The following is a 12,857-nucleotide window of genomic DNA, read 5'->3' on the forward strand; positions in this document are numbered from 1 at the left end:
GGACCCTACATAAATTAAATTTGTGACTGTTGGTCAGCGGCCCTTAGAGGCCGCTTTTTTTTATTCGCGTTTCAGGCGATTGGAGTTACACAGCCACAGCGTAATCACCAGCAGAAGGATCGCCGCGGAATAGATCAGCACCGCCATCGGCGACTCGTGATCAACGATAATCAGGCGCACAATCGCGGTAATACCGATGTAGACGAAATAGCGCAGCGGGAAATGAAAGCCGGACTCAAAGTACTTCACAATCAGCGCGATAAACTCGAAATAGAGAAAATAGACCACCAGCCCTTCCACCAGCTTGTACTTGCTGACCGGCTCCGGAGTAAACAGCACGTGCGCCAGATGGAAGGTCTCCTTGCCGAGAAAGACCACCAGAATTACGCCCAGGCACAGCAGCGCCAGATTCAGAACGGCCTGCATGGCCGTCGCAACAAAATTAACCAGCGGACGATAGACCGACGGCATACTCACACCTCTTATATTCATTATTCCTGCCGATCTGTATAACGCAAAAACGTGATCCAGATCGATATTATTTGTTAACTTTTTGCGTCTGTTGCGCCAAATGTAACAATCACTTGCCAAACTGGCGGGTTAAAAAGGAGACAGCCATGCTGACAATACGTACGGCGCAACGGCAGGACGTTCCCCTGCTCGGTGAAATGGGCAACGCCAGCTATCGCCACCACTTCACCCACCTCTGGCACAGCGCCAGCGAGCTGGAGCGCTTTATCCAGCAGGAGTATGCCGCCGAGGCCCTGCAGCGCAGCCTGGCCGAGGCAAACTGCCGCTGGCTGATCGCCGAAGCGCAGCGCCCGGTAGGATTCGCCAAATACACACATCGTCAGCAGATTGAGCCCGACGGCCCGCAGGGCACCCTGCTGCATAAGCTCTATCTGCTACCCGGCGAAACGGGGCACCGCTACGGCGAACAGCTTTTTAGCGCCGTCGAAGCGCGGGCCAAAGATGAGGGCGAACGCTGGCTGTGGCTGGAAGTGCTGGCCGCGAATACCGGCGCCCGGCGCTTCTATGAGCGCCAGGGCATGCGGCATATTAAAGACACCGTTTTCCGCTCCGCCACCCAGCAAAGCACCCTGCATATTCTGGCCAAACGGATCGGAGAGGAATAATGATGCACACGCTTCGTGATACCGGCGTTCGCAACGTCGAAAGCGGCGAAAATGTGGTGATCTACCAGCCCGCCAACCTTTACAACTGTCGCCTCGGCGATAACGTCTTCGTCGGGCCGTTCGTCGAGATTCAGGGCAATACGACGGTCGGGGCGGACACCAAAATCCAGTCCCATACCTTTATCTGCGAGTACGTCACCCTCGGCGAGCGCTGTTTTATCGGCCACGGCGTGATGTTTGCCAACGACATGTTCCGCGACGGTAAGCCCAACGCCGATCGCGAGAGCTGGGGAAGAATTGTGATTGGCAACGACGTCTCTATTGGCAGCGGAGCCACCATTCTGGCGGTCAGCATCTGCGATGGCGCGGTGATTGGCGCGGGCAGCGTGGTCACCCGGTCGATTAGCGAAAAAGGCGTGTGGGCGGGGAATCCGGCGAAATTATTGCGCCGTCTCCCATAAAAAATGCCGACCCTGAGGCCGGCATTGAAGCGGATTAACGCTGATTACGCGCGCCAGGATTTATAGCGGTTAATCAGACCGTTGGTCGAGCTATCGTGGCTGCTAACATCAGCGCCATCTTTCAGTTCCGGCAGAATACGGTTAGCCAGCTGTTTACCCAGCTCAACGCCCCACTGGTCGAAAGTGAAGATGTTGAGGATCGCGCCCTGAGTGAAGATCTTATGTTCATACAGCGCGATCAGCGCGCCGAGGCTGAACGGGGTGATTTCACGCAGCAGGATCGAGTTAGTCGGGCGGTTACCTTCGAAGACTTTGAACGGCACCACGTGATCCAGCGTTGCCGGATCTTTACCTTGATCGCGATACTCCTGCTCAACCACGTCACGCGATTTGCCGAACGCCAGCGCTTCGGTCTGCGCGAAGAAGTTGGACAGCAGCTTCGGATGGTGGTCAGAGAGCGGGTTGTGCGTTACCGCTGGCGCGATGAAATCGCACGGCACCATTTTGGTTCCCTGGTGGATCAGCTGGTAGAACGCATGCTGGCCGTTGGTACCCGGCTCACCCCAGATAATCGGGCCGGTCTGGTAGTCCACGGCGTTACCGCTGCGGTCAACGTATTTGCCGTTAGATTCCATGTTGCCCTGCTGGAAGTAGGCAGCAAAGCGGTGCATATACTGGTCGTACGGTAGAATAGCTTCGGTTTCTGCGCCGAAGAAGTTGTTGTACCAGATACCGATCAGCGCCAGCAGCACCGGCAGGTTTTGCTCAGCCGGCGTGGTGGAGAAGTGTTTATCCATCGCGTGCGCGCCGGACAGCAGCTCAACGAAGTTGTCAAAACCAACGGAGAGGATGATCGACAGGCCGATCGCCGACCACAGGGAGTAGCGGCCGCCAACCCAATCCCAGAATTCAAACATGTTGGCGGTGTCGATACCAAACTCGCCCACCGCTTTACCGTTGGTGGAGAGCGCCGCGAAGTGTTTCGCCACGTGTTTGTCATCGCCCGCAGTTGCCAGGAACCAGTCGCGCGCGCTGTGGGCGTTGGTCATCGTTTCCTGGGTGGTAAAGGTTTTTGATGCCACCAGGAACAGCGTCGTTTCCGGATTCACGCCTTTCAGCACTTCCGCAATGTGGGTGCCGTCGACGTTGGAAACAAAGTGCATATTGAGGTGGTTTTTGTACGGACGCAGCGCTTCGGTCACCATAAACGGACCGAGGTCGGAGCCGCCGATACCGATGTTAACCACATCGGTAATCGCCTTGCCGGTATAGCCTTTCCAGCTGCCGGAGATGATCGCTTCAGAGAAGGTTTTCATCTTCTCCAGCACCGCGTTGACTTCCGGCATCACATCTTTGCCGTCAACGATGATTGGGGTATTGCTCCGGTTGCGCAGCGCGACGTGCAGCACGGCACGGTCTTCGGTACGGTTGATTTTCTCGCCGGAGAACATCGATTTGATGGCGCCTGCCAGATCCGTCTCTTTGGCCAGATCCTGCAGTTTCGCCAGCGTCTCTTCGGTAATGCGGTTTTTGGAGAAATCCACCAGCATCAGATCGTCGAACGTTGCGGAAAACTTAGTAAAACGATCGCTATCTTTCGCGAAAAGCTCGCTGATAGTGACGTCTTTCATTTCATCAAAGTGTTTCTGTAGCGCCTGCCAGGCAGATGTCTGCGTTGGGTTGATGTTTTTCATGAGCAATACTCTTCTGATTTGAGAATTGTGACTGCGGTCGATTGTAGCGCCGGAGGCAAAAAATTGTGATGATTTTTGTGTTATGCCGTTGACGCGCGTCAGGAACAGGGTCAGATCAGGGTAAAAAAACACTACCAGTATAGACATAAACCCGGGCAAAGCGCCCCGCGCCAGCGTGCGGGGGGACCGTCCCCAGGCGTCGGGCAGAGCGGCGGACTCCCGGCCACCGGGCGGCGGCCCGGCGGAGAGCGGCCGGGCTCATCATAAGGCTTTTTGCTGTTAATCGCCCGCGCATGAAAAATCCGCATAACCGCAGCGTTGACATACCCCCTCCGAAGCCTTTATATAGCTGCACTACCTGCGTATAACCAGGTATGTATTGCTCGCGCATTTCACGCTACAGCGAAAGGGTTTTGCAGGGGCTATCATGACCAGCGCTCCCAGGCAAAGTGAAAGACGTCGGTAATTGCCAGAAGAGGTGCGTTGCCCAGGTAACCGTATTGGAGGAACCAGTCCGGGGAAAATACGTGAGGGGGAGCAACGCCGAGGTGAAAGAGCGTCTGGTACGTTCATCACCGGCCACAGGGGCTGAATCCCCTGGGTTGTCACCAGAAACGTTCGCAGTCGGGCGTTTCATACTCAGGAACTGACGTAAAAGGTCGGGGAACGGGTCTACAAGGTGGAGCACTTCTGGGTGACATCGTAGCTGTTTATCTCTCTGCGCCCACCCTGTTTTTCGCTCTTCCCTTGTGCCATGGCTGAATAATTTGGCCTGGCTTATTAAGACATTTTATTACTGTTAGGTTGTGTCCAGCCCAAACCCAATCAGGAATCGTTTTAATAAGTCAGGCCCCCCTGACACGAGGTTGTTATGACAGATTTAGTTGTAGCCAAATTTGGCGGCACCAGCGTTGCCGATTTCGATGCCATGAATCGCAGCGTTGACGTTGCGTTGATTGATGAAAACACTCGTGTAGTGGTGCTGTCTGCCTCTGCGGGTGTAACCAATCTTCTGGTCGCGTTAGCTGACGGGCTGGAACCCACCGAGCGTTTCGATAAGCTCGAAGCGCTGCGCCAGATTCAGTTCAATATTCTTGAACGCCTGCGCTATCCCAACGTGATTCGCGAAGAGATCGAGCGCCTGCTGGAGAACATCACCACCCTGGCGGAAGCCGCCGCGCTGGCAAGCTCGACGGCGCTGACCGATGAGCTGGTCAGCCACGGCGAACTGATGTCCACCCTGCTGTTCGTCGAAATCCTTCGCGAACGCGGCATTGCCGCCCAGTGGTTTGACGTGCGTAAAGTGATGCGCACCAGCGATCGCTTCGGCCGCGCCGAGCCCGATGTCGCCGCCCTGGCAGAGCTAACCCAGCTGCAGCTGACGCCGCGCCTTGCCGAAGGTCTGGTGGTCACCCAGGGCTTTATCGGCAGCGAAGCGAAAGGCCGCACCACCACCCTCGGCCGCGGAGGCAGTGATTACACCGCCGCCCTGTTGGGTGAAGCCCTCAACGCCAGCCGCGTCGATATCTGGACCGATGTCCCGGGCATCTACACCACCGACCCGCGCGTTGCCCCGGCGGCAAAACGGATCGACGTTATCGCCTTTGCCGAAGCCGCCGAGATGGCGACGTTTGGCGCTAAGGTGCTGCATCCGGCCACGCTGCTTCCCGCAGTGCGTAGCGATATTCCGGTCTTCGTCGGCTCCAGCAAAGAACCGAAAGCCGGCGGCACGCTGGTGTGCAATAAAACCGAACACCCGCCGCTGTTCCGCGCGCTGGCGCTGCGCCGTCGGCAGACGCTGCTGACCCTGCACAGCCTGAATATGCTGCACTCCCGCGGCTTCCTGGCCGAAGTGTTCGGCATTCTGGCGCGCCATAATATCTCCGTGGATCTGATCACCACGTCAGAAGTCAGCGTTGCCCTGACTATGGATACCACCGGCTCAACCTCAGCCACCGATACGCTGCTCACCCAGGCGCTGCTGACCGAGCTCTCCTCCCTGTGCCGCGTAGAAGTGGAGCAGGATCTGGCGCTGGTCGCGCTGATCGGCAACGATCTATCGAGAGCCTGCGGCGTCGGCAAAGAGGTCTTCGGCGTACTGGAGCCGTTCAACATTCGCATGATCTGCTACGGCGCATCCAGCCATAACCTCTGTTTCCTGGTGCCGGGCGTAGATGCTGAGAAGGTCGTGCAGAAGCTGCATCATAATTTGTTTGAATAATATTCCTCCACGCGATAAATATTACCTATAGCCGGGCTCGAACCCGGCTTTTTTATAACTATATCAACACAACCTACTCGCAATCGTTCGGGCAGCAGGCGCAGCCAGCCTGGAAGATGACGAGCCAATTGCAAGGAAACCAACATGCTCGCTATGCTGACACGGCTGTTCCCGCTCTGGGCGCTGCTGCTCTCCGTTCTGGCCTATTACACGCCGGCCACCTTTACCCCCATCGGCCCCTGGGTCACCACCCTGCTGATGCTCATCATGTTCGGGATGGGCGTGCACCTGAAGCTGGAAGATTTTAAGCGCGTGCTGTCGCGCCCGGCACCGGTTGCGGCGGGGATTTTCCTGCATTACCTGGTGATGCCGCTCGCCGCCTGGGCGCTGGCGCTGCTTTTCCGCATGCCGCCGGAGCTGTCGGCCGGGATGGTGCTGGTGGGCAGCGTTGCCAGCGGTACGGCATCTAACGTAATGATCTACCTGGCGAAAGGTGATGTGGCGCTCTCGGTCACCATCTCTTCCGTCTCCACGCTGGTTGGCGTGGTGGCGACGCCGCTGCTGACGCGTCTGTACGTCGATGCGCATATTCAGGTCGACGTCGCGGGCATGCTGCTCAGCATCCTGCAAATCGTGGTTATCCCGATTGCGCTGGGGCTTCTCATTCATCATCTGCTGCCGAAGGTGGTGAAGGCGGTCGAGCCTTTCCTGCCCGCGTTTTCCATGCTCTGCATTCTGGCGATCATCAGCGCCGTGGTGGCCGGCTCCGCTTCGCACATTGCCTCCGTTGGCCTAGTGGTGATTGTTGCGGTGATCCTGCATAACGCCATCGGGCTGCTCGGCGGCTACTGGGGCGGACGGCTGTTTGGTTTTGATGAGTCGACCTGCCGCACGCTGGCCATTGAGGTAGGGATGCAAAACTCCGGACTGGCGGCGGCGCTGGGGAAAATCTACTTCGGTCCTCTTGCCGCCCTGCCCGGCGCGCTGTTTTCGGTCTGGCACAACCTTTCCGGATCGCTGCTGGCCGGCTACTGGTCCGCTAAGCCGACGGAGAAGAAAGAGAAGTAGCGCCACGCCTTCGTCGCCCGGACAGGCCGCTCACCGTGCCTGGCCGGGCGTTTTCCCGCCCTCTCAGCGCTTAGCGCGGTAACCAGACTGTCAGTCGACCCCGTATTGCCGTACACTGAATTATCGGCTGACTGAGGGTTCTACTATGGCACTTCCCCGCATTACGCAACAAGACATGACCGAGCGCGAGCAGCGCGAGCTAAAAACGCTGCTTGACCGGGCGAGAATCGCGCACGGCCGTCTGCTGACCAACGCAGAAACCAACGCCGTAAAAAAAGAGTACATCGATAAGCTGATGGTGCTGCGCGAAGCTGAAGCAAAAAAGGCCCGCCAGTTAAAGAAAAAGCAGGCCTATAAACCCGACAGCGACGCGTCATTCTCCTGGTCGGCAAGCACGCCGACGCGCGGCAGGCGCTAACGCCCTTTCTTTTTACGTCCCGGCTGGTTAAAACGTTTCCCGTTTGCCGCCGGGCGTCCTTTCTCGCTGTTCTTTTCCACGTTCACCACCGGGCGCTTGATGCTCGCCGTTTTCGGCTTCGCTTTCGCCTTCGGTTTGGCCTCAGAGGACGAATTCTCGATCAGCTTAAATAGCGCAACCAGCTCATCATCCGTCAGATCGCGCCACTCGCCGAGGGGTAATCCCGACAGGCCAATATTCATAATCCGCGTGCGCTCAAGCTTAGTCACCTCATAGCCAAAATGTTCGCACATCCGGCGAATCTGCCGGTTAAGCCCCTGAACCAGGGTAATGCGGAAGACGAACGGCGCTTCTTTTTTCACTTTGCACTTCTTCGTCACCGTGCCGAGGATCGGTACGCCCGCCCCCAGCCCGCGCACGAACTCGTCGGTAACCGGCTTATCGACGGTCACCAGGTACTCTTTTTCGTGATCGTTTCCGGCGCGCAGGATCTTATTCACCAGATCGCCATGATTGGTCAGAAAAATCAGCCCCTGAGAGTCCTTATCCAGCCGGCCGATAGGGAAAACGCGTTTGCTATGGTTCACAAAATCGACGATGTTGTCGCGTTCGCTGTCCTCGGTGGTGCTGACGATCCCCACCGGTTTATTCAGCGCGATAAACACCAGGTCCTCCGCTTCACGCGGCTCGATCGACTGACCGTTGACCTTCACCACATCGCCTGGGACGACCCGATCGCCAATGGTGGCGCGCTTGCCGTTGAGGAAAACGTTACCTTGTTCAATGTAGCGATCCGCCTCGCGACGCGAGCAAATTCCGCTTTCACTGATGTATTTATTGAGTCGGGTTGATGAGTCGGGCAGCATAACGTCTCCTGAAACACTTCATCCTTCAAGTTGTCTCCGTGTTGGCTACGCTCACTCATCCCAGCCACATAGATTTCTATGCTGCCGGGAGTTCGTTCTCTTGCCGCCTTGATAAAACTTGAATGCTTGTATGTTTAAAACGAGAAATATACCTCAGCCGGCGAGCAATCGAAAATAATCACGCGCCGGCGCGCTGCCGCTAAATGTGATCTGCCGCGTCTTTCTACACAAAAGTGTCCTACGGAACCGCCTGCAACTTTGCCCAGCGAAAATAAGCAGAATCAAGCGATTAGGCAATCCGGCACAAAGGTGCCAGCCGCCGACGGGCTGATAATCAAATGTGCAATATAAACGCCCGACATATCGTAATGAAATGGGCGAAAATTGCTTTGTGGTCGGCCGTTGATAGGGTTATATCAGATCAAGGCAGCAATAACGTGATTTGCACAAATGTGCAGGAGCCCGCAGATGACCACCGAAAATAGCGACGACATCCGCTTAATCGTGAAAATTGCCCAGCTCTATTATGAGCAGGACATGACCCAGGCGCAGATTGCCCGCGAGCTGGGGATTTACCGCACCACGATTAGCCGTCTGCTAAAACGCGGCCGCGAGCAGGGTATCGTCACTATCGCCATCAACTATGACTACAACGAAAATCTGTGGCTGGAGCAGCAGCTGAAGCAAAAATTTGCCCTTAAAGAAGCGGTGGTGGCTTCCTGTAGCTCGGCGCAGGAAGAGGACCAGCTCAATACCATCGGGCAACACGGCGCTCAGCTGGTCGATCGGCTGCTGGAGCCCGGCGATATCATCGGCTTTTCCTGGGGACGCGCGGTGCGGGCGCTGGTAGAAACGCTGCCGCAGGCCAGCCAGTCGCGGCAGGCGATCTGCGTACCGATTATCGGCGGCCCCTCCGGTAAGCTGGAGAGCCGCTACCACGTCAACACCTTGACCTATAGCGCGGCGGCGAAGCTGAAGGCCGAGTCGCATCTCGCCGACTTCCCGGCGCTGCTGGAAAATACCCTGATCCGTAACGGTATCATGCAGTCCAGGCACTTTCAGACCATCTCGTCCTACTGGGACAATCTGGATATTGCGCTGGTGGGCATCGGTTCACCGGCGATCCGCGACGGCGCTAACTGGCATGCGTTTTACGGCAGCGAAGAGAGCGACGATCTCAACGCCCGTCACGTCGCCGGCGATATTTGCTCGCGTTTTTACGATATCAACGGCGGCGTCGTTGAAACCAATATGAATGAAAAAACCCTCTCTATTGATATCGCCAAACTAAAGCACGCGCGCTATTCCGTGGGCATCGCCATCGGCGAGGAAAAATATAGCGGGATCGTCGGCGCCCTGAACGGCGGCTACATTAATTGCCTGGTCACTAACAGAGAAACGGCTGAGTTATTACTGAAATAAAATAAGAATATCTATTCACGCAGCCTGTGCTGCGCGGACTCCCTTTATCTAAATAACGAGACTACGATGATGAAAACATGGTTAAACCTCAAAGATAAAATAGTTATTGTCACCGGTGGCGCCTCCGGGATCGGGCTGGCCATTGTCGATGAATTAATTAAACAAGGCGCCAACGTGCACATGGCAGATATTCACGGCGGCGACAAATATCATGATAGTGAAAATTATACGTTCTGGCCGACCGATATTTCCAGCGCCAGCGAAGTGAATCACAGCGTCGAGCAGATTATTCAGCGCTGCGGACGTATTGACGGCCTGGTGAATAACGCCGGAGTTAACTTTCCCCGGCTGTTAGTTGATGAAAAGGCGCCCGCCGGCCGCTATGAGCTGAATGAAGCGGCTTTTGAGAAAATGGTCAACATTAACCAAAAAGGCGTCTTTTTAATGTCGCAGGCGGTAGCCCGGCAGATGGTGAAACAGCGCGAGGGGGTGATTGTTAACGTCTCGTCAGAAAGCGGGCTGGAAGGCTCTGAGGGCCAGAGCTGCTATGCGGCCACCAAGGCGGCGCTGAATAGCTTCACCCGTTCATGGTCGAAAGAGCTGGGAAAACACGGTATCCGCGTGGTGGGCGTCGCGCCGGGCATTCTGGAAAAAACCGGGCTGCGCACGCCGGAGTATGAAGAAGCGCTGGCCTGGACGCGCGGCATCACCGTTGAACAGCTGCGCGAGGGCTACAGCAAAAACTCGATTCCCATCGGCCGCTCCGGGCGTCTGAGCGAGGTTGCGGACTACGTTTGCTACCTGCTTTCAGAGCGTGCGAGCTATATAACCGGAGTAACCACTAACATTGCTGGCGGTAAAACCCGCGGTTAAGGAGATCGTATGGTCAACGCTATTTTCTGCGCCCACGGCCAGCTTGCCTGCGCCATGCTGGATTCCGTCCGCATGGTCTATGGCGACGTCAACGTCAGCGCCGTGGAGTTTGTCCCCGGGGAAAATGCCGGCGATATCGCCGCTAAGCTGGAAAAGTTAGTAAGCACCCACAGTACTGATGAGTGGCTGATTGCCGTCGATTTACAATGCGGCAGCCCGTGGAATGCCGCCGCCGGGCTGGCGATGAAAAACCCGCTGCTGCGGGTGATCAGCGGCCTCTCTCTGCCGCTGGCGCTGGAGCTGGTGGATAACCAGCAGACCATGAGCGCCGACGCCCTGTGCGACCATTTGAGCGCAGTTGCCAGCCAGTGCTGCGTGGTCTGGCGGCTCCCACAAACCGTTGAGGAGGATTTCTGATGAACATTACGCTCGCCCGCATCGATGACCGGCTGATCCACGGCCAGGTGACGACCGTCTGGTCCAAAGTGGCCAATGCCCAGCGCATTATTATCTGCAACGACGATGTTTATAACGATGAGGTACGCCGGACCTTACTCCGCCAGGCCGCGCCTCCGGGAATGAAGGTTAACGTCGTTAACCTCGAAAAAGCGGTTGCCGTTTATCATAATCCGCAATATCAAAATGAATCCGTTTTTTATTTATTTACCAATCCGCAAGACGTTTTAACTATGGTGCAGCAGGGGGTCAAAATAGCCACGCTAAATATCGGCGGCATGGCCTGGAGACCGGGGAAGAAACAGCTAACCAAAGCCGTTTCATTAGATCAAACGGATATTGACGCATTTCGCCAGCTGGACCAGCTCGGCGTTATTCTGGATTTACGCGTAGTGGCTTCCGATCCATCAATTAATATTCTCGACAAACTTGCTCAGCAGTCCGTTACAGAATAAGAACGCCTGTTTTAATACCCGGTCATGGCGGAAGCATCGCGGCGAACACTAAATAAATCACCGACAGCATAAATAACGATGTGACTGGTATAAGTGCCGTAACAGGCAGGGTTCCCTACACTTTAAAGGTTATAATTATGGAAATTAGTACCCTACAAATAATAGCCATATTTATTTTCTCCTGTATTGCCGGAATGGGCAGCGTGCTGGATGAATTCCAGACGCACCGCCCGTTAATCGCCTGTACGGTGATTGGTCTGATTCTCGGTGATTTAAAAACCGGAATTATGCTCGGGGGCACGCTGGAGCTGATCGCCCTCGGCTGGATGAACGTCGGCGCGGCGCAGTCTCCGGATTCAGCCTTAGCCAGCATCATTTCGGCCATTTTAGTCATCGTCGGCCATCAAAGCATCGCGACCGGTATCGCCATCGCGCTGCCGGTTGCCGCAGCAGGACAGGTGCTGACCGTCTTTGCCCGCACTATTACGGTGGTCTTCCAGCACGCGGCGGATAAAGCCGCCGAAGAGGCCCGCTTTCGCACCATCGATCTGCTGCACGTCTCGGCGCTTGGCGTTCAGGCATTACGCGTCGCCATTCCGGCGCTGGTGGTGTCGATGTTCGTCAGCGCCGATATGGTTAGCAGCATGCTGAATGCCATTCCAGAGTTCGTTACCCGCGGCCTGCAAATTGCCGGCGGTTTTATCGTCGTGGTCGGCTACGCCATGGTCCTGCGCATGATGGGCGTGAAATATCTGATGCCCTTCTTTTTCCTCGGCTTTCTCGCCGGCGGTTACCTCAACTTTAGCCTGCTGGCCTTCGGCGGCGTGGGGGTCATCATCGCGCTGATCTATATCCAGCTCAATCCGCAGTGGCGCAAGCCTGAACCCCAGGCTACCGCCGCCTCTTCCACCGCCCTTGACCAACTTGACGACTGATGGAGCAGACCATGGAACAGAAAAAACTCACGCAAGGCGACCTGGTTAGCATGTTTCTGCGCTCCAACCTGCAGCAGGCCTCTTTTAACTTCGAACGTATTCATGGCCTGGGATTTTGCTACGACATGATCCCGGCGATCAAACGCCTGTACCCGCTGAAGGAGGATCAGGTTGCGGCCCTCAAGCGTCACCTGGTGTTCTTCAATACCACGCCCGCGGTTTGCGGCCCGGTGCTGGGCGTCACCGCCGCGATGGAAGAGGCGCGCGCCAACGGCGCGGCGATTGACGACGGCGCGATTAACGGCATCAAGGTCGGGCTGATGGGTCCGCTGGCCGGGGTCGGCGATCCGCTGGTCTGGGGAACCCTGCGTCCGATTACCGCCGCGCTCGGCGCCTCGCTGGCGCTCTCCGGCAATATTCTTGGTCCGCTGCTGTTCTTCTTTATTTTCAACGCGGTACGTCTGGCTATGAAGTGGTACGGCCTGCAGCTTGGCTTCCGTAAAGGGGTCAATATCGTCAGCGATATGGGCGGCAACCTGCTGCAAAAACTCACCGAGGGCGCCTCAATCCTCGGCCTGTTTGTAATGGGCGTGCTGGTGACGAAGTGGACCACCATCAACGTGCCGCTGGTGGTTTCCCAAACTCCGGGCGCTGACGGCGCCACCGTCACCATGACCGTACAGAACATCCTCGACCAGCTTTGCCCGGGCCTGCTGGCGCTGGGGCTGACCCTGCTGATGGTGCGCCTGCTCAATAAGAAGGTGAACCCGGTCTGGCTGATCTTCGCCCTGTTTGGCCTGGGGATTATCGGTAACGCGCTGGGCTTCCTGTCCTGATCTTTCGCCCCGGCGC

At 56.6% G+C, this 12,857-nt stretch carries 14 protein-coding genes and 1 riboswitch; of the genes, 11 read left to right on the forward strand and 3 right to left on the reverse strand.

Annotation, left to right across the window (positions count from 1 at the left end):
* Positions 1-60: 60 nt before the first annotated feature.
* A complete protein-coding gene (gene psiE, locus QFI97_RS03575) occupies positions 61-471 on the reverse strand; it encodes a phosphate-starvation-inducible protein PsiE (RefSeq protein WP_095104860.1) in 411 nt (136 codons plus the stop codon).
* A gap of 146 nt (positions 472-617) precedes the next feature.
* On the opposite strand from psiE, the gene QFI97_RS03580 reads away from it, so the two are divergent.
* On the forward strand, positions 618-1,136 hold the full coding sequence (locus QFI97_RS03580; protein ID WP_346430589.1) for a GNAT family N-acetyltransferase: 519 nt from the start codon (positions 618-620) through the stop codon (positions 1,134-1,136).
* A 2-nt stretch (positions 1,137-1,138) separates the two neighbouring features.
* Entirely contained in the window at positions 1,139-1,597 is a 459-nt protein-coding gene (locus QFI97_RS03585; protein ID WP_331833796.1) for an acyltransferase, read from the forward strand.
* 44 nt (positions 1,598-1,641) lie between these two features.
* Here QFI97_RS03585 and pgi read toward each other — a convergent pair whose 3' ends face one another.
* A complete protein-coding gene (pgi, locus tag QFI97_RS03590) occupies positions 1,642-3,291 on the reverse strand; it encodes a glucose-6-phosphate isomerase (protein ID WP_095104854.1) in 1,650 nt (549 codons plus the stop codon).
* A gap of 465 nt (positions 3,292-3,756) precedes the next feature.
* Positions 3,757-3,989: riboswitch (Lysine riboswitch) on the forward strand.
* A 173-nt stretch (positions 3,990-4,162) separates the two neighbouring features.
* Here pgi and lysC point away from each other — a divergent pair.
* From lysC to QFI97_RS03605, 3 genes are all read left to right on the forward strand, one after another.
* Positions 4,163-5,512 (forward strand): lysine-sensitive aspartokinase 3, encoded by a 1,350-nt coding sequence (gene lysC, locus QFI97_RS03595; RefSeq protein ID WP_095104852.1) that lies wholly within the window; start codon positions 4,163-4,165, stop codon positions 5,510-5,512.
* Between the two features lie 144 nt (positions 5,513-5,656).
* Complete coding sequence (panS, locus tag QFI97_RS03600) at positions 5,657-6,580, forward strand: ketopantoate/pantoate/pantothenate transporter PanS (RefSeq protein WP_331833798.1); 924 nt, start codon at positions 5,657-5,659, stop codon at positions 6,578-6,580.
* A 145-nt stretch (positions 6,581-6,725) separates the two neighbouring features.
* Positions 6,726-6,998 carry a YjbD family protein gene (locus QFI97_RS03605; RefSeq protein ID WP_041143578.1) on the forward strand — a complete coding sequence of 91 codons (273 nt, stop codon included), beginning with the start codon at positions 6,726-6,728 and terminating at the stop codon, positions 6,996-6,998.
* On the opposite strand, the gene rluF is transcribed toward QFI97_RS03605, so the two are convergent.
* Positions 6,995-7,864, reverse strand: a complete 870-nt coding sequence (rluF, locus tag QFI97_RS03610; protein ID WP_346430590.1) for a 23S rRNA pseudouridine(2604) synthase RluF — start codon at positions 7,862-7,864, stop codon at positions 6,995-6,997. The genes QFI97_RS03605 and rluF overlap by 4 nt on opposite strands.
* Positions 7,865-8,332: 468 nt before the next feature.
* Between rluF and QFI97_RS03615 the strand changes: the two genes are divergently transcribed.
* From QFI97_RS03615 to QFI97_RS03640, 6 genes are all read left to right on the forward strand, one after another.
* Positions 8,333-9,286, forward strand: a complete 954-nt coding sequence (locus QFI97_RS03615) for a sugar-binding transcriptional regulator (RefSeq protein WP_095104846.1) — start codon at positions 8,333-8,335, stop codon at positions 9,284-9,286.
* A 69-nt stretch (positions 9,287-9,355) separates the two neighbouring features.
* The gene (locus QFI97_RS03620; RefSeq protein ID WP_095104985.1) at positions 9,356-10,159 is read left to right on the forward strand and encodes an SDR family oxidoreductase; all 804 of its coding nucleotides are present in this window, start codon (positions 9,356-9,358) and stop codon (positions 10,157-10,159) included.
* 9 nt (positions 10,160-10,168) lie between these two features.
* Entirely contained in the window at positions 10,169-10,576 is a 408-nt protein-coding gene (locus QFI97_RS03625; protein ID WP_095104830.1) for a mannose/fructose/sorbose PTS transporter subunit IIA, read from the forward strand.
* Positions 10,576-11,070, forward strand: coding sequence for a PTS sugar transporter subunit IIB (locus QFI97_RS03630; protein ID WP_041143573.1), 495 nt, complete (start codon positions 10,576-10,578; stop codon positions 11,068-11,070). The genes QFI97_RS03625 and QFI97_RS03630 overlap by 1 nt, the downstream gene beginning before the upstream one ends.
* 137 nt (positions 11,071-11,207) lie before the next feature.
* Entirely contained in the window at positions 11,208-12,005 is a 798-nt protein-coding gene (locus QFI97_RS03635; protein WP_095104828.1) for a PTS mannose/fructose/sorbose transporter subunit IIC, read from the forward strand.
* Between the two features lie 11 nt (positions 12,006-12,016).
* Positions 12,017-12,841 carry a PTS system mannose/fructose/sorbose family transporter subunit IID gene (locus QFI97_RS03640; RefSeq protein WP_041143571.1) on the forward strand — a complete coding sequence of 275 codons (825 nt, stop codon included), beginning with the start codon at positions 12,017-12,019 and terminating at the stop codon, positions 12,839-12,841.
* Positions 12,842-12,857 lie beyond the last annotated feature (16 nt).

Origin of the sequence: Klebsiella scottii (assembly GCF_036561945.1) — a bacterium.
In the GTDB taxonomy this organism is placed as follows: domain Bacteria; phylum Pseudomonadota; class Gammaproteobacteria; order Enterobacterales; family Enterobacteriaceae; genus Klebsiella; species Klebsiella scottii.